This window comes from Paracoccus acridae, assembly GCF_014642735.1.
GTDB classification, from domain to species: Bacteria; Pseudomonadota; Alphaproteobacteria; order Rhodobacterales; family Rhodobacteraceae; genus Paracoccus; species Paracoccus acridae.
The window spans coordinates 1-16,082 of record NZ_BMIV01000034.1; the positions used below are offsets into that span (position 1 = coordinate 1).

Sequence of the window (16,082 nt, forward strand, 5' to 3'; positions counted from 1 at the left end):
CCCAGCAGGCGGCCTCGCGGAACTGGCTCTTGCCCTCCAGATCGGGGGCATAGAGCTTGGCATAGCCCTTGTAACCATCTGCTTGAAGAATGCCGCCGGCCTGGCTCAGATGGCCGAGGACATGGTCTTCCTTCCAGTCCGGGGCGAACTGATACACCGCGCCGGGCGGGGCCTGGCCTGCCCAAGGGCGCTGATCGCGGACGTAAGCCCAGATCCTGCCCTTCCTGACACCCTTGCCGAGCCCCTTGTCGCTCTTGCTGCGATCGAGAACCCGGATGGGCGTGTCATCGGCATGGAGCAGATCGCTGGCCATGATCTCGGCCTCAATCTTTTCGATCAGCGGCGCCAAGGCTTTCATCGCCCCGCCGCACCAGTCCACGAGCGTCGTGTCGGCGATATCGGCGCCCATCCGGGCAAAGATCTCGTTCTGCCTGTAGAGCGGCACATGGTCATCGAACTTCGAGACCAGGACATAGGCGAGCAGGTTCGGTCCCGCCATGCTGCGCGGGATCGGCCGGCTGGGAGCCGGGGCCTGGACGATCTTCTCGCAGCGCCGGCAGGACTTCTTGATGCGCGCGATCTCGATGACCTTCAATTGCGCGGCGATCATGTCGATCAGTTCACTGACATCCTCACCGATCACCCGCAGATCGCCACCGCAATCGGGGCAATTCTCGCCGGGATCATACGTGCGACGTTCGCGCGGCGTGTCCTTCGAGACCTTCGGGCGGCGGCGTTTGGTTTCCTGGGGTTCAGCCGGTTCCGGGGCCTGTGCTTCCATGTCCGGCCCCTCCTCGGCAGAGGGCACCAGGTCATTGGCCTCGGCCAGAGCCAGCTGCAGGTCTTCCAGAGCCAGCTCCAGCTGCTCGATCTCGCGTTCGATCTTTTCCGAACTGGTTCCGAACTTCTGCTTTTGCAATTTGGCAATCCGGACGCGCAGCGCCTGAACCAGCAGATCATGGGCGCGCAAGCTCGCCGACATCTTCTGATTTTCTGCCTGCAACGCGGCAATGATCGCCTTCAAGGCGGCAGGATCATTGGGCAGTGGCGTGGTCGTTCCGGACATGATGATGGATACCATATCCTCATCTCGAACGCTACAAAAAGACGCAATTACAAAAGGATAAATCAGCCGACCCGGGCCGGTGGCGCGCCCCAGTCCGGCCGCCTCCAGTCAATTCCCTCCCACAGCATGGCCATCTGCGCCGATGTCAGACGTGCAGTCCCGTCCTTGCTGCTCGGCCAGGGAAAGCGCCCGCGTTCCAGAACCTTGTAGTAAAGGCAGAAGCCCTGGCCATCCCAATACAAGAGCTTCAACCTGTCGCCTCGCCGACCGCGGAACGCAAACACCGCCCCGCCTGCCGGCTTCTGGCGCAACTGATCCTGCGCCAGGGCTGCCAACCCCTCGATGCCCTTGCGCATGTCAGTCACCCCGCAGGCCAGATAAACCCGGACACCGGTGCCGGGCCCGATCACACTGCCTCCAGAACACGGATCAGGCGCGCAAGTGAATGGTCATCGACCGTGTCGGGACAACGAAGCTGCCGACCATTGCGCAGCAATACTTCAATCATCAAAGGCGGGCCGGACGGCAAAGCTAGGTCGGCCCCTACATCGCCTTCCTCAACTGGCACGAAAAGCGCCGAACCAGATACGGGCCAAAACCCTTGCGCCGCATCTCCTGACGCCACTGGTAGATGTGTTGCCGCGTCAGGTCTGCCTCGCGCGCGACATCCGCTACTGTCCTGCCGTCGACCCCGACACGCTCGAGAACACCCAGCTTCTCAGCATCCGACCACCGACGGCGACGTTCCCGTCCCAAAACTTCAACATGCCGCACCAGATATCAGCTCCCCGATACGACGTCGTTAACGACGTCAATAACGACGTAGCTTAAGATCTGAGGGCGCGATCAAAAGGCGGTAGCAACCGGGCCGTTACAATTCTACTTCCGCATCCCCTTAACCACGGGGAGAGAATCACCCCAAATTGCAGGGGTGGAAATCGGGCGGTACAATTGCTTCGAACCGTTCAACGTCGCCAGAAGGTATGGAGAGGCAAGCTGGCATGGGAACGGCGTTGATGATGTGACCGCTCCCCTTGTGGATCGTTGCAGACCCACCTTGGCACATCAGATGCCGTCGGGGGGCGGTCACATCATCAACGCCCATGGGAACTAGTGTTTGGCGTCGGTCCCTGCGCGACACCGCTAATGGTCTGTGACGCGCTGTGCAATGTGGAAGCTTCGCGCGTCACAGGCCATCCGCTCCCGTCTCTCAGGAAGGAAGCAGGAACCAATCTAGAACATTCAGTCTAGGCAACGGCCCGAGCGATCAGGAACATTTTGGGGTGCGGCAATACGAGATCTCACCTAGATTGTCGCGCTATACCATCTACCGCAAGACCACTTACGTCTTACACATGGCCGTCATGCTGCTCCCAAGGAGCAGGTTGAAAGAAGCTATTTTGCAGAAAACGGGAAACGCTAGAATGCCAGTTCGGTGCGGGTCGAAGAACGCCTCCTTCGTTAATACACAAGACATCGACGTCTCCACAGAGAGCAGTACTCAGCCGATTTTGCCAGCGCACATCAATCGGCATAACCAAAGATAGCTTGACCGATGCAACCTCAGCCCGGCCAGTAGCAAGAGCATAGTGATGGTAGAGGAACGAGGTCAGATTCAAATCGTTGATGCTGCGAAACTTATTCCGCCTGAAGATCGAAAAATCAGATTTCCATTTACCTTCAATCTCCATGAGAATATCTCTTTTAAGAGAATAGGGAGTATGTTTGTGCAGGCGCGTTGGCCAAAAATCTAGCTCATTAAGCAACAGATTTGCCGAATTTCTCGAAGCATTGAGGTAATCAGGATCCGTATCTCGGCAAGAGCCAGAGACTACTCCAAAATCTTCCAGGAAAGCTCGGGTGTTTCCGGTTTCACTAAAGAAAAACAGCTTGTCCTTTGGCGATACTACAAAAAAATCGTCGTTCATGTAGATGAATCGATTTGTTAACCCGGGAATGTGATGAAGATAGCTTTCAATAACATGGGAAGAGAATGTGGGCAGATAGTCATCAGGAATGATCTGCTGGTGATCAATCCAATTTATTTGCTCATGATCGACATCTAACCAGCTTGGAGGAGCGCAATTAGTTAGTACATGAATTCGCCTCGACCAAGGTAAGTTTTTATGAACTGATCGGAGAGAGTATCGCAGCTCATCTATGGAATGAAATCGCGATATAGACATAGAATCATTTATGCCCTCAGGTTTCTTTGCTTGGCCGTTTAGGAGGTTAAGATGGTATGAAAAACTCTTAGCCCATTCCTGATCACGATGGTTTACCCATGTATATACAACATCAACCGGCTCACATTGAGCTTTTTGTTCCAGAGTCAATGCTGGGAGAATTTTAGAAAGGTAAATTACTCCAGGCTTTTCTAGAATATCTTCGTATATAGCGCGTGCACTGCGATTTTTTTTGTTTTTAGATAGCCAGTATTGAGCCCCGCGACGCTCATAACTCTCTAAATCAACTCGCTCTCCACTTGAAAAAACAAAACTAACTTGGCTTGCAGTATAAGCTCTCCATATATTTGCGTCGTTGCGCTCACCGGAAATTCCATCTATTATCAAACGTTCTATTGGGAATTTGTCACGCAGAGTAATTATTGCTTTCTGAAAATCAACATCTCGAACCCCAATAACAAGGTTCATTTTATCTTCTCGAAGCACTACAACGCCCATTATGCGGCCTAGCAAGGCGAGCAAATCGGCTCTACTGCACGTATCTGTTTCTATTTTATGTTTTTGACAGGCGAACTTAGGAATTCCCGCACGGATGAGCCCGTGAAAGAATCGAATACATTTACAGACCACATACCGAACGGCTAAGAAAAATAGCTGTGGATGGAGCAGGCTGGCAGTAACGTAATTACTTATTTTTTTTATATTAAAAACCAATCGCAACGCGCGTCTCTTTATCAGCGACAGCATATCACACCCTACTTATCAAAAAGTTCTTTCTGCTTTCGAGATCAAAAGCAAGTGAGCGTTATAAGTATTGGGTAGGTGCTCATTGGATCTGGTTAATTTTAAAATTATAATTTTTATTGCGCACCCGCCTGTGAAGTAGACTCGCCTATAGCAGATCAAAGTCGCCCCAGCGAGTCTACTTAACTTAGCCGTAATCATGCGGCTTATCTTCATCAAGGCACTATGAACTACTAGTCCCCCTTTGCCGAACGCCGCTCACACTCCGCTGCGAGACCATTAGGCCCATCAGCAAACCACGCTGCGATCCTACCTAGCCCTCCCTCACGAACCGTCGACTCGATTGTTCCCTCGTGGTCCACTAAAGACGGCAATGTATAAAAAGTTTTAATCCCACGTTTTTTGAAAAAAGCGGAGAACCGCAGGTCATCAACGTTGGCATATTTCTCTTCTGACAGATCATTTCCATAACGAAGCATGTCTCCTATTAACTCTGTCCTGATAACAACACAAACAGCAAACTGGAGCCTATCAAAAAAGAACCCACCCTCCTTCCAAGAGTTCAATCCAGCCGAATTGAACTCAGCGTGCGTATTTTTAGATTTCATCCGATAGAACAAGCACAAGACATCCGGAGCATTATCTTCTTTAAGATATTGCTCTAATCGTGCATAGAAGTCGGAAGCGACGAGCGCATCATCCTGTACAACCATGTGATAATCGCACGACTGATCAGCCATGCTCCAACTCTGAACTGCGTTCCTCCAAAGACCTAAAGTTCCATCATCGACAGAAGGTTGCGCATCACCAAGCATGCTCCGCAAGTAAGGCACTCTGCTAACTCGAGGGTAATAGGCCATTATAGATTTAGACATCTTTATCCGAGGCCATTGCCGCAGGTCAGTCTCGAACTCAGACCTGCTTGGAAATAAGCGATTTACAATTTCAAAAAACTGAGACTCATAAGCACTATTGCTTGAACTTCCATCCCCATCATTGAAGCACAGAAACTTATATTTCCTAGGCCCCCCTGCAATTATCCCGCCAATATTTGTTGGCCGTACTATTTTGTAAGGCGCAGTTGATTCTGTGGCGCGCCCTGTAGCAATTGCATAGTGGTGATAGAAAAAAGACGTTATATTGAAATCATTTTGATCACGTATTCGGCTTTCACGTGTCCGCGAGAACGCGTCAGGAAACATCGCCTCTAATTCTTCAATCACGCCCTTCCGCAAGGCATAAGGGGAGTGTTTATGCAACTGGCGAGAGCGATATTCAGGAAACCTTGTTCGCAACAAAATATCTGAATTGATAGCTGGCTGTAGATACTGCTTATCAGAGTCAAAATTATTTCCATCCCAAACAATTCCGTATTCCTCTAGATAAGATATACTTCTACCTGATTTGTCATAGAAGTCGGAATAGTAGGCTGGAGATGTTAGCACCATATCGTCATTGAAATATATGAAACGATCTTGAAGCCCTGGAATCTTGTGCAGACAGGCTTCTATTGCATGAGAGTTAAAGGTTGGTAAATTTTCTGGACGATCGAATATGGATTCATGTGAGACCCAGATTACTTTTGAAGATTCAACCAACCAAGAAGGCCTCTGGCAGTTTGAAACAATAAATATCTTATTATACCATGGGAGAAACTTGGCGACAGAGCGAAGCGAGTATAGTAACTCTTTTCTTGAAGAAAATCTGTCTCGATCAGGAGGAATCTCTCCATGCACTGAATGCCACATACGCTGCCATCCAGCGTCAGATGAGTCGACCCAAGTATAAACAATATCTACAGGCCATGGCGTCCCAAAACCCCATTTGCCAAATTCATCTATAATTCTTGGATATATTTTGTTAAAAGAATCTTGACGCCCTTTCCGGATGAAAGCGGAAGGGGATCTCACACTGAAATTAGGGCCTTCCTCGTCGTAAACGAAAACTGCAAGGGCAAAGTTGTCTGTTAACTCTCCAATTATCTCCAGAGAAAAGTCTGACTTAGACGATAATGTAGAACTTACTTTATTAATGATTGACATATCTAGCAGATCCGCAGCTGAAATATCAGCTTCGAATTGCCCTTTGGGGCTGTATATGCGCAAGGAATATCCAAGCTGATGAGTTAGTAAAGCTGCCCCTGAAATAAAGTTTGAAATGGAATCTGAGCGAAGGAGGACGGATTGATCAGGGTGACCTGTTACCGCCCCAGTTCGTAGTTTAAAGTGATGACATAGCTGAATCCAAGGGTGAGCACCGTCGCGGAAGTTGAAATCAGTTCGGGGGCCATATATCGGGCGAAGCTTGGTATATTTGGATTTTTGAAGTGGCAGATCCATTACTTCTGTGCGAGAACGCGCTTTCATTAAAAAATAAAGGCGCGACAAAACACTCTGAGCAGCTGAAGGAGATCTGTGATACACTGCCTTTGCAATCCGCCGCGAGTGTTTCTTTAACTTTGTTTTAAGTGCTCCAGCCTGTGGCATGCTTATACTTCCTGTGTACGGGGATAGATCGACTGATTTCCTGCCGAATTTCATCTTGTTCAGTCGTGTGACATAGCTGCACTCTATGTTCAATATTCCTACGATCACTTGGTATTGGGTCGGTTCGGCATTGATGATGTGACCGCCCCCCGACGGCATCTGTGTGCCAAGGTGGGTCTGCAACGATCTGGTCATGCCCCCATTTCACCGGACACTCAGGCGGTTGCGGTTTGAGCTACAATGAACTCGCGGGGCGAGCGCATCTTCAGCCCTGAGTGCGGGTGGTTGGTGTTGTACAACTCGATCACAGAACGCCCACAGGACTGAACTGATGCGGTGGATGCCCCCACCCAACGGCATCTCGTATGCCATGATGGTTCCATCGGAACCGAACGGAGGGCAGATCAGTGACGACGATGATTAGCATGTTGGCGATCGACTTGGCGAAGGGCAGCTTCCAGGTCTGCGCCGTTGGGCCGGAGGGACGTGTGTGGATGCCCCCTGTTTGGCAGGCGATATCTCCGGTCTTTCGGCGGGGTCTTCGATCGGACGTGTGTCAGGCCTCTGAATGTGGCCTAGGGCGTCATAGATCCTGGGCCTGAGCTCATCGCGCTTTTGGTCGTCCTCGGCCTCCAGGTACTCCATCAGCAGATCAACCTTGCCCTGCTCTCCCATAGGATAGCCATGACATGTTGCTGTTCCGCCCTTCATCCAGGTCACCTGATGGGTCTTCGGATTGAAGACCCCCATATCTCCTACATCTACAGCTCCCTCGACATAGGCAAAGTGAACATCTTTGTAGGACCTGCCGTTAGCGGTGACCCAAGGCATGCGCCGCGGAAACCCAAATCGAATAGCCATGTTATCGCTCCCTGTCTTGATCTCGTCCGGGGCCGGACTGCCGCTCCTGTCCATTATCCCGATGCCGGCCCAGGATGGCATCGCGGCGTCCGGGGTCAAGCTCGACCGGCGCCACCCGCTCTCGGCCAGTGTCCTGGTTCTGGCGCTGCACCTCGGCGCCGCCACGTCCCAGCACGGCAGCCCGCCGCGCCTCCCTGTCAGCCGACCCGTCTGACCGTTCCATCTGGCCCATCACCCTCTCCCTGATGTTCTCCATCGCCGCCTCGGCGCGCTGCCAAAGCTGCCCGATCCGTTCGCGGGCCGCCGCCACAAAGGCCCGGCCCCGCTCGGCCAGCTCAAACCGCAGCTCCAGCTGTCGCCAACCCCATTCGCGCCGCTCCGCGTTGCGCGCTTGGGCCGCCCGGAAGGCATTGCCGCGCTCGGTCTCGATCCCGCGCTTCTCCAGGGCATTGGCCGCAGGCCCGATCTTCGGCTCGGGCTCGCGCGCGAGCTCCACTACCTTGACCTCAAGCTGACGCGCGCGCTCCTCCTGCCCAGCGTCCCGCGCCCGTGTGGCCTCCCGTTCCACCTCCGCGCGCTGCACGGGAAGAGATCGATGATCGATCCGCTCCGAGCGCCCTGCCCGCTCCAAGGCGGCATTGGCCTCTCGCGCCCAGGCTTCCCGCCAGCCCAGCAGCAGCTCAGGCTCGTTCCAGGAGCGGTCCTTCTTGCCAAAGCCGTCGCCGGTCAGCGCGCGCAATGTGAGCATCACATGGGCATGCGGCTGGCCATGCCCGTCGCGCGCCCGTCCCTCGTGGACGGCCAGATCGGCAATCATCCCGCGATCCACGAACTGCCGCTGCACAAAGCCGCGCAAGAGCTCCAGCCGCTCCCCCCGGTCCAACTCACGGGGAAGGGCAACCTCGATCTCCCGGGCCAGCTGCGCATCCTTGCGGCGCTCAACAGCCTCCACGGCATTCCACAGCCGGTCCCGATCGCGCATCCAGTCCGGTGCAGTCTCGGGGGCCAGGATCTCGGCATGCACGACCCCGCCCTTGCGGCTGTAGTCATGCTCGATCCCCTGGCGCTCGTCCCGCAGCCGCCCCCCGGCCCGGTAGGCCGCAGCGGCCACAGAGGAGCGCCCGCCCTTCCGGCCGATTACCTTGGCGCTGAGATGATAGATCGCCACGCCGCCTCAGCCTTTCACCAAACAGGGTCCAGCGGCTGTTCCGCTGGCCGGGAGTGCGAGGGCGGGCAGCCCTCGTGCATGCGGCAGAGCCGCATGGGGGGAAACCGTCCGGCGCGGGGCGAAGCCCTATGAGGACGCGCACATTGTCGAAGACAATGTATAAGCGCGCATTTAGACCTATTCAACAGCTGTCTCACCCGCTACGGTTGTGCTCCTCAGACCTGGAGGTGCCGCGATGCCTGCTCATCCTGATCCCCTCACCCGCCTGGAAGAACTGGCCCGGAAGACGGCTCAGCTGGAGGCCCGGATGCAGGCTATCGATGCCCGCCAGGGGGAGATCGACCGCAGGAACGACAACCGCATCACCTGGCTGCTCGGCTCGCTGGTCTATGAACGGCTGAGGGATGATCCTGCCCTCCGAGACTTCGTGCGCCGTGAACTGCCAAGCCGCCTGACCGAGCGGGATGGCAAGCGCGGTCTCTGGCAGCGCCTCTTTCCCGAAGACACCGGAGAACCGTCATGAACCTCGTCCTGGAGCCCCGCCACTGGATCCTGATGGTGGGGGCGGTCCTGATCGCGGGCTTGGCCTTCCGGGGCCTGCCACAATTGCTCTCGATCTATCCGCTCACCCTCTACGCCATCCCGCTGCTGGCGGGGGCTGCGATCCTCGACACGCTGGGGAACGCCTCAGAGGGCCGCAGAGCGCCCTGGAAGATCGCGGCATGGTCCTGCCTGGCCGGAGCGGCTCTCCCTGCCCTATGGCCGCTCCAGGCGGCTCTGCAGGCCATCTCGGAGACCTACCGGTCCTGGGCCGCAGCGGGTGTGCCCCTGCCCCGCAGTGTCTGGGAAACGTTCAAGGGCTTTGGGCGCTTCCCCGAAGACCATCAGCAAGCGGTCCTGATCGGTGGGGGTGTCGGGCTTGTGGTGATCGCCTTGGCGATCATCACGCCGCTGCGGGCCGCCTTCGATCCCCGCTTTCGCCGCAACCGCCAATCCCGCTCCGGTCCCTGGCGGGCCGGCTGGATGGAGCCACGCGACATTGCCCGCCTGGCCCGCAACAAGACCGGCATGCCGCTGGCGCTCTATGGCGGCAAGCTGCTGCGCTATGCCAAGGATGACGCCAAAGGCTGGCGTGGTGGCCATCACCTGGTCGTTGCGGGAACCCGCGGCGGCAAGGGGGTCAGCGCCGTGATCCCGGCCATCCTCGATCATCAGGGCCCGGTGGTGGTTCTCGACATCAAGGGCGAGAACTTCGCTGTCACTCGGCGCCATCGACAGAGCTTGGGCCGACAGGTGGTGGTGCTGAACCCATTCGGGGTCATCGAAGACTCAGCCGATCAGGTCAATCCGCTCGACTACATCCGCCCCCATGAGCTGTCCCGCGACATCCCGCTCCTGGCCGATGGCCTGGTCCGCCCGGAAAAGGGCGACGGCGCCCATTTCGCAGAAATGGCCCGCGAGTTGGTGGCCGGCGCCATCGAGGTTGTCGTCACCCAGGAAGAGCCGGAGCACCGTACCCTTGTCAGGGTGGCGGATCTTCTCCTGGCGCCAGACCTGGATGACACCCTCCAAGCCTGGGCCGAGAATGCCGATCTGGTCGGGCACCGGCCCGCGCAGATTGCCGCCACCATTCTCCGCGCGGGAGACCGGGAGCGCGGCAGCATCCAGACCTCCATCGCCAAGGCCTTTGCCTGGATGCAGTCGGATGCGATGCGCCACTTCCTGAAGCGCTCCAGCTTCCGCATGGACGATCTGCTGGACGACAGGATCGATCTCTTCATCGCCGTGCCGCTCGACCAGATCGACAAGCAGGCGGTGTTCATGCGCCTGTTCATCAACCTCGTGCTGGGCCTGGTCGTCCGCCAGGACGGCCGGCGCAGGGTCAAGGCGCCCATCCTTTTGGCTCTTGATGAGTTCGTGCGCATGGGACGCATGGAGCAGATCATGAACATCGCCAACGTCGCCGCTGGCGTGGGCTTCGAGGCGTTGTTCGTGACCCAGGACACCGGCCAAGTGGTGGAAGCCTATGGCCAGAACGATGCCCGCAGCATTTTCGGCTCCTGCATCACCAAGCGCCTCTTCAACCTCAATGACATCGAGACCGCTGACTGGGCGGCCCGCCATCTCGGTGAAGGCACGATCTATTCCCAGCAGATCAAGGAGGATCGCAGTCTCACCGGCAGGGGCGATCTGTCTTACGCCGAGCAGCGTCAGAAGCTCATGACCGGACAGCAGATCATGGCGATGAAGCCCGATGAACTCCTGCTCCTGGTCGGCAACCGTAGCCCCCTCAGGGCCAAGCTCAATCGGTATCGCGAGAGCAAGGCCTACCACGGGAAATGGGATCAAAATCCGCTGAATTGAAACCCTACGAAGCCCCTGTCAGAAGGCATGATCCGCCCCTCGGCTTAAAACCCAGGGCCGGCCTCTTTGCGTTAGGCTCCTGTCAACTCATGCCGGGCAGCCGATGCCAAAAACGATGATCGGGTCATTCCTCGGGACTTGGCCGTTTCATCAATCGCACGCAGCAAGCCTCGCTCGATCGTGATATTCACCCGTTCAACCGCCGTATCGGCAGGGATATAGGGAATAGGCAACAGGATGCCGCCCGCTGCCATTTCCTCCCTCACAGCGTTGGATTCACGCAACGTATCAAGGCTTGAAGGTTCAACATGGGGCATATCCTCAAACCAGAGGTCGAGGGCTTCGGTGGCTGCGGCAGGAATGGCGTTCCAGTTATCAGCCGCAGCAAAACAGCCGGGAAGGTCGGGGAAGGTTAAGCCGAAGGCGCTTTCCCCGTCTTGATGGACGATAGCGGTGAAGTAGCGCATGAGATTACCTAGAAGGCAGACACGTTGAGGTTGATTGAAGGTCGACGGGGCAACGAGGCTATAGCAGCCCAGCCTGCTGGTAGATGCTTCTGACTGTTCCAAGAGGCAGGTCTTTCTTTGGGTGCGGCAGGATGACAGTTCGCTCTCCTCTCCTCAGTTTGAGGTGTGATCCTTTCTTTGACACTTCCTCGAACCCTTCCGCTTTCAACAGGACCAGAAGCTTTCGTGAGTTGGTTTCCAGTTCCATCAATTTCCGCCTTGCATGAGTATATAAATACTTACCCATGCTTGAGTCTGTCAATCGGCAGTGTGCGAACAAGTGCGTTATCCACAGTCCTGCTTAGTTCTTGCTAGATCAGTTTTCTTTATTTTATTTTCTTCCATTTTAGTGAACTTAACTATCTGAAATAATTGAACAATTATTCATGAAGGTGACTTTTGGGGCGAGGCATTGTGACTTTTGGGGCGAGGTATTGTGACTTTTGGGGCGAGGTATTGTGACTTTTGGGGCGACCTCACCACGTCTTCGACGCTATGGTGACTTTTGGGGCGAGGTAAGGCGATTTTAGGCCTATACCAACCATTCTTCTTCCCAAAACAAGCGCTTTGGCCCTATTGTGACCGCGTAAGCAGCGCGGGTTACAATAGATGCGGGACGAACCTCGCCCCAAAAGTCACCATAGCAATGGCGGCACGCTTAGTGCCTTTCAGCGGCACGGCGAGGTCATCAAGCCGGCTGAGCTGATCGAGGTCCGAGGCGGTGAGAAAATCACGCTTGCCGCGCGCCGGATTTACAATCAGCTTCTGTCCAATGCCTTCGGGCCTCACATGGCGGCAGAGGGTCAGGAATACCGGATCCCTTTCGCCGAGCTACGCGGCAATCACACTTCAAACGATCGCGTCACAGAGGCAATACTAAGCCTTATGCAGACGGTCGTTCGAGTGCGTATGTCTGATGGTTCGACTCGGAACGTTCACCTTCTCGGTCCAACCGATATCGAGAAGTTCGGTCCAGGAATCGCGACGATGCTGACCTATGAACTGCATCCGAAGCTGCTGCCAATCCTGCGGGACAGCCAGATCTTCGCGCGCCTTGAAATGCAAATCCTTCATGGCTTCGCGACGAAATACGGCATGGCCCTCTATGAGATCATCGCCAAGCGGATCGGCTTGAAGCACGTCTTCTACAACGATTTTGAGACAGAGGAACTGCGGGACTATCTCGGTGTCCCAGAGGGCAAGCTAGTCTCGTTTGCAGCTCTGCGCCGTAAGGCGATCGAGCCCGCCGTTGCAGAGGTCAATATGCTTGCCCCCTTCTCGTGCCGCATCGATGTAGTCGAGAAGCTGGGCCGGAAGATTACTAAGCTTAGAGTGTCATGGTGGCTCAAGACGGTCGATGAGCAAAAAGCGCAGTGGCAGGCACAAAAAGGGCAGCAAGGCGATCTGTTCTCCCCTGCCCTACCGGAGACGCTGGTCGAAGAACTGGACGGATGATCCAGGTCAGTGTGCATGCACAGGTGCAACTGTGCACAAATGCAAAGGGGCAACAATGCAGATTATCACGATTGCTATGCAGAAAGGCGGAGTCGGCAAATCCACCCTTGCCCGATCACTGGCTGTTGCGGCGGCCCGGGACGGGCTGTCGGTCCTAATTCTCGACATGGACGCGCAGCAGAGCGTGAGCCAATGGGGCGAACGCCGCGAAGCTGATATGCCGGTTGTTGTGTTCTCCACCGAGAACGAATTGCCCAAGCGGCTAGAACAAGCCAAGGGCGCAGCCGACCTAGTGATCATCGACACGCCCCCTGCTCGCTCAACCGAGGCGCCAGCCGCTGTCGAAGTTGCAGATCTGGTGCTGATCCCGACGACGCCAGATGTTGAGCCGTTGGAACAGATGCCACGTACCCTGCGCCTGTGCCGTGGTTTCGGACGCCCAGTCTGGGCCATCATCAACATGGCCAATCCGACTGGGCCCTCAGAGGTCACGCAAACCCGCGAGGTGATTGAAGCGATGGGCGCGCAAGCTGCCCCTGTAGTCCTGCATCGCCGCAAAGCGCACCGGGATGCCAGCGCCTCGGGTCGCTCGGTGCAAGAAATCGACGCAACCAGCAAGGCGGCCCATGAGGTTGCAAGCCTGTGGGAATGGGTTCATGCCGAAATGCAAAACAGTAAATGAGCGAGCAATCATTGCAAATGTGCACATTTGCAAGATATCAGTAAAGCAGGATTGCAAGAATGAAGAAGGTAAATCCGCTATTAGCGGCTATGGGGAAAGGCGCAGAGCCGGAGCCAGTTGCAGTCGAGCCGGCAAGGCTAAATGTGGAGAAGCCCGAGAAGGCCGTCGGCAAGAGGGTAGGGCAGAAGCATTTAGGTGCTTACTTTGACAAGGGCGATCCAATCCTTGAGCGAGTGGCGATCTTGCGAGCGCGCTTGGACATGACCAATTCCGAACTAATCGAACATGCGCTAAATGAGCTATGGAAGCGCCATGAGGCTGGCCGTGCGTTTGGAGATTAATGCAAACAAGCAGAGCTTCAGGAATGCACTTGTGCACAAATGCATGCGTTCAATTGGAACTGCTTGGAGGCCTACCCCTGTCTGGTTGCGGATCAAGCGTCTGTTCGCCGGTCGAGACGCGGGCATAGCCGATGAGAGGCATAGATGGCTCCAAGGTGGGGCTGTTAGTTGCCCTGCATACAAAATCAATATACATAAGAAAACGGCCGCTTGAGGACGATTGTGTTATCGGAGAAAATAGACAGTTACCCTTATTTCGCCGCCTGCTCTCCCGTGAAGCTGCTGAGAATCTTTCCTTAATATTGAGAGCAAGAGATGCCTTGGGGCTTATCAGGCGGCCAGTTCCCAAGGCGCCCAGGTGATCCGCAGATGGAAGAAGTTATGCGGCGCTGGGCCGAAAAGACCTTCGGCCTCTGCAGAAGCATCCGATTGCGTGCCTGGGTAACCGGAGCAGATTCCGGGGCGGGGTGAGTTTACGCTGGTTGCGCGCCCACGAGATCGGGCAGCGGGGGGATGTGCTCTCCAGTGCCGCTGATGCCGAGGCGATCACCCAGATAAGCGAAGAAGGAGATGCCAAGCTTGCGGCAGGTCTTCATAAGCCCGAGCATCACGTCGCGGGCCTGGCGGCCATCGGCGCTCATCGTGCCGCCCGAGATCCGACGCTTGGTCACGCAGGCCCGCAGGTCGTTTTCCGAGGGATTGGTGTGGAGCGGGATCTCAGGTCGCTCCAGCACCTTCAGCAGTTCGTGCTTTCGCCTGTGCAGGCGAGCACCCGTTGCGCAGTGACGGCGGTCTTGCGGCAAACCTTGAGAACCCTGAGGGATTCCACCATCCATCGCGGGATCGCCGGGTGACAGCCCGGATGCCGGCAAAGGTGGCATGGGCTGCATTCTGGGCATCGAGATCGTCGTTCTTGCCCCGCCGACGACGGTCCTGCCGGTCGGTCGCGGTGATCTCGAGCACTTGGACGCCGGCGGCCTGCAGAAAGCGCAGGAGGCCCGCGCCATAGCTGCCCGTGGACTCAATGCCAATGCGCTCGAGCTCACCAAAGCCGCGCATCCAGGCGAGCATCTGACGATAACCCTGCCGGGTCGAGGCAAAGCTTCGGGTTTCAAGGATGCTGTCGCGGTCATCGACAACGGCTGCGACATGCAGGTCCTTGTGCGTATCAACGCCGCCGATTACGCGACGTGGTGTGATGTTTGTTTTGTCCATGTCGGGCCTCCCGGGTTGCAAGCTGTGCAGCTGCTTCCCCCGACCGAATGCATGGACAGGACAATCACGAGACCGAGGCGGTCAGGCCCTTCTCGGGTCACAAGCACCGACGAGGCGAAGCCTCACCGCAAGGCGCTCCCGGGCGGTCGACAGGTCCGGGGAGAGACACGTCGGTCGATCGGAGTGTGGGTCAAACCACACCGGGGCGCCTTGCGGCGCCAGACTATCAGACGGTCCATCGCTGTGAGAGTCAGACCGTCCAGGAGCTGGCTACAATCTTCTGACTATCGGCATGATGGATGCAGCCCTTTGGAGGGTTTCTGCTAATGACGGCCGCACGCAAGGCGGCGAGCGCCAGTTCCGTGTCCAAGTGCCGCGACAGCGCATAGCCAACAACCTTGCGGCTGCAGGCATCCAGGATGACGGCCAGATAGCAAAAACCGATTGCGACACGGATGTAAGTAAAGTCTGCGACCCAGCCTTGTCCGGTTGATCGGGGATGATGTTGCGATACAGGTTGGGGAAGATCGGAGAGTCGTGCCGGCTGTCGGTCGTGCGCACAAAGCGCCTGCGGGGCTTGATGCCAAGTCCTGCCTCTCGCATGACCCGCGCTACCTTTTTGTGATTGATCGCAAGTCTGCGGCGCCGAAGCTCGTGGGTCACGCGTCGATGGCCATAGCAGGGCAACTCATCCTGGATATCTTCGATGATGGCGACGAGTTCGGCGTCGTCAGCCCTGCAGGTGCAGCCTTGGTCGAGCGGTAGTAATAGGTGCTGTGCGGCAGGCTCATGGCTTTGCACCCTCGTCGGATGGAGCCGCCCCGGGGCCGCTGATCACGAAGGATCTCTCGCTGCCGTTCGCGCCCAGGCTTCGCGGTGTTTTTTTGGCAAGATCCAGCTCCATTGTGAGTATCCGTCTTGGTCAAGCAGGATTGGGTGTCCAATTGCGATCGGCTTTGACGAGAGCGTTGGCAGTCTCGATGAGCTTGCGCATGAGCGTGACGATGG

15 protein-coding genes and 2 pseudogenes are annotated in these 16,082 nt (G+C 56.3%); 5 read left to right on the plus strand and 12 right to left on the minus strand.

Annotation, left to right across the window (positions count from 1 at the left end):
- The 6 genes from tnpC to mobQ form a co-directional block, all read right to left on the minus strand.
- On the minus strand, nt 1-1,066 hold a 1,066-nt coding region (gene tnpC, locus IEX25_RS18860), incomplete at its 3' end, for an IS66 family transposase (RefSeq protein ID WP_188717240.1).
- A gap of 62 nt (nt 1,067-1,128) precedes the next feature.
- Complete coding sequence (tnpB, locus tag IEX25_RS18865) at nt 1,129-1,476, minus strand: IS66 family insertion sequence element accessory protein TnpB (protein ID WP_127899071.1); 348 nt, start codon at nt 1,474-1,476, stop codon at nt 1,129-1,131.
- A 133-nt stretch (nt 1,477-1,609) separates the two neighbouring features.
- Nucleotides 1,610-1,840 carry a transposase gene (locus IEX25_RS20465; RefSeq protein WP_188717225.1) on the minus strand — a complete coding sequence of 77 codons (231 nt, stop codon included), beginning with the start codon at nt 1,838-1,840 and terminating at the stop codon, nt 1,610-1,612.
- A gap of 575 nt (nt 1,841-2,415) precedes the next feature.
- A complete protein-coding gene (locus IEX25_RS18875; protein ID WP_188717227.1) occupies nt 2,416-3,999 on the minus strand; it encodes a stealth family protein in 1,584 nt (527 codons plus the stop codon).
- 230 nt (nt 4,000-4,229) lie between these two features.
- Nucleotides 4,230-6,665 (minus strand): stealth family protein, encoded by a 2,436-nt coding sequence (locus IEX25_RS18880; RefSeq protein WP_229665467.1) that lies wholly within the window; start codon nt 6,663-6,665, stop codon nt 4,230-4,232.
- Between the two features lie 679 nt (nt 6,666-7,344).
- Nucleotides 7,345-8,511, minus strand: a complete 1,167-nt coding sequence (gene mobQ / locus IEX25_RS18885) for a MobQ family relaxase (RefSeq protein WP_188717231.1) — start codon at nt 8,509-8,511, stop codon at nt 7,345-7,347.
- A 235-nt stretch (nt 8,512-8,746) separates the two neighbouring features.
- Here mobQ and IEX25_RS18890 point away from each other — a divergent pair, with 235 nt between their 5' ends.
- Both IEX25_RS18890 and IEX25_RS18895 read left to right on the plus strand, forming a co-directional pair.
- Nucleotides 8,747-9,034 (plus strand): mobilization protein, encoded by a 288-nt coding sequence (locus tag IEX25_RS18890; RefSeq protein ID WP_188717232.1) that lies wholly within the window; start codon nt 8,747-8,749, stop codon nt 9,032-9,034.
- Nucleotides 9,031-10,875 (plus strand): type IV secretory system conjugative DNA transfer family protein, encoded by a 1,845-nt coding sequence (locus IEX25_RS18895; protein ID WP_188717233.1) that lies wholly within the window; start codon nt 9,031-9,033, stop codon nt 10,873-10,875. Before IEX25_RS18890 ends, IEX25_RS18895 begins: the two co-directional genes overlap by 4 nt.
- A 71-nt stretch (nt 10,876-10,946) precedes the next feature.
- Here the strand turns inward: IEX25_RS18895 and IEX25_RS18900 are convergent, their stop codons facing one another.
- Nucleotides 10,947-11,342, minus strand: coding sequence for a type II toxin-antitoxin system HicB family antitoxin (locus IEX25_RS18900; RefSeq protein ID WP_188717234.1), 396 nt, complete (start codon nt 11,340-11,342; stop codon nt 10,947-10,949).
- 58 nt (nt 11,343-11,400) lie between these two features.
- Entirely contained in the window at nt 11,401-11,589 is a 189-nt protein-coding gene (locus tag IEX25_RS18905; protein WP_188717235.1) for a type II toxin-antitoxin system HicA family toxin, read from the minus strand.
- Nucleotides 11,590-11,990: 401 nt separating this feature from the next.
- On the opposite strand from IEX25_RS18905, the gene IEX25_RS18910 reads away from it, so the two are divergent.
- Genes IEX25_RS18910 through IEX25_RS18920 form a run of 3 tightly spaced genes read left to right on the plus strand, consistent with a single transcriptional unit; the run spans nt 11,991 to nt 13,859 of the window.
- Entirely contained in the window at nt 11,991-12,836 is an 846-nt protein-coding gene (locus IEX25_RS18910; RefSeq protein WP_188717236.1) for a replication initiation protein, read from the plus strand.
- 55 nt (nt 12,837-12,891) lie between these two features.
- Nucleotides 12,892-13,518, plus strand: a complete 627-nt coding sequence (locus tag IEX25_RS18915; protein ID WP_188717237.1) for an AAA family ATPase — start codon at nt 12,892-12,894, stop codon at nt 13,516-13,518.
- A gap of 59 nt (nt 13,519-13,577) precedes the next feature.
- Nucleotides 13,578-13,859, plus strand: coding sequence for a hypothetical protein (locus tag IEX25_RS18920; protein WP_188717238.1), 282 nt, complete (start codon nt 13,578-13,580; stop codon nt 13,857-13,859).
- 473 nt (nt 13,860-14,332) lie between these two features.
- Here IEX25_RS18920 and IEX25_RS18925 read toward each other — a convergent pair whose 3' ends face one another.
- From IEX25_RS18925 to IEX25_RS20475, 4 genes and pseudogenes are all read right to left on the minus strand, one after another.
- The gene (locus tag IEX25_RS18925; protein WP_229665469.1) at nt 14,333-14,593 is read right to left on the minus strand and encodes a hypothetical protein; all 261 of its coding nucleotides are present in this window, start codon (nt 14,591-14,593) and stop codon (nt 14,333-14,335) included.
- Between the two features lie 35 nt (nt 14,594-14,628).
- Nucleotides 14,629-15,074, minus strand: a pseudogene (locus tag IEX25_RS18930) (IS110 family transposase); the annotation flags it as partial.
- A gap of 250 nt (nt 15,075-15,324) precedes the next feature.
- Nucleotides 15,325-15,756, minus strand: coding sequence for a DDE-type integrase/transposase/recombinase (locus IEX25_RS20470; RefSeq protein ID WP_368856831.1), 432 nt, complete (start codon nt 15,754-15,756; stop codon nt 15,325-15,327).
- A pseudogene (locus IEX25_RS20475) lies at nt 15,648-15,875 on the minus strand (IS3 family transposase); the annotation flags it as partial. The pseudogene IEX25_RS20475 and the gene IEX25_RS20470, both read right to left, overlap by 109 nt.
- Nucleotides 15,876-16,082: the final 207 nt, after the last annotated feature.

What these genes read in the sequence shown, in the direction of transcription:
- IEX25_RS18920 (WP_188717238.1), top strand. Translation starts at nt 13,578, where the DNA reads ATGAAGAAGGTAAATCCGCTATTAGCGGCTATGGGGAAAGGCGCAGAG.
- IEX25_RS18875 (WP_188717227.1), bottom strand. Translation starts at nt 3,999, where the DNA reads ATGCTGTCGCTGATAAAGAGACGCGCGTTGCGATTGGTTTTTAATATA.
- IEX25_RS18890 (WP_188717232.1), top strand. Translation starts at nt 8,747, where the DNA reads ATGCCTGCTCATCCTGATCCCCTCACCCGCCTGGAAGAACTGGCCCGG.
- IEX25_RS18905 (WP_188717235.1), bottom strand. Translation starts at nt 11,589, where the DNA reads ATGGAACTGGAAACCAACTCACGAAAGCTTCTGGTCCTGTTGAAAGCG.
- IEX25_RS18910 (WP_188717236.1), top strand. Translation starts at nt 11,991, where the DNA reads ATGCGGGACGAACCTCGCCCCAAAAGTCACCATAGCAATGGCGGCACG.
- IEX25_RS18895 (WP_188717233.1), top strand. Translation starts at nt 9,031, where the DNA reads ATGAACCTCGTCCTGGAGCCCCGCCACTGGATCCTGATGGTGGGGGCG.
- IEX25_RS18900 (WP_188717234.1), bottom strand. Translation starts at nt 11,342, where the DNA reads ATGCGCTACTTCACCGCTATCGTCCATCAAGACGGGGAAAGCGCCTTC.
- IEX25_RS18915 (WP_188717237.1), top strand. Translation starts at nt 12,892, where the DNA reads ATGCAGATTATCACGATTGCTATGCAGAAAGGCGGAGTCGGCAAATCC.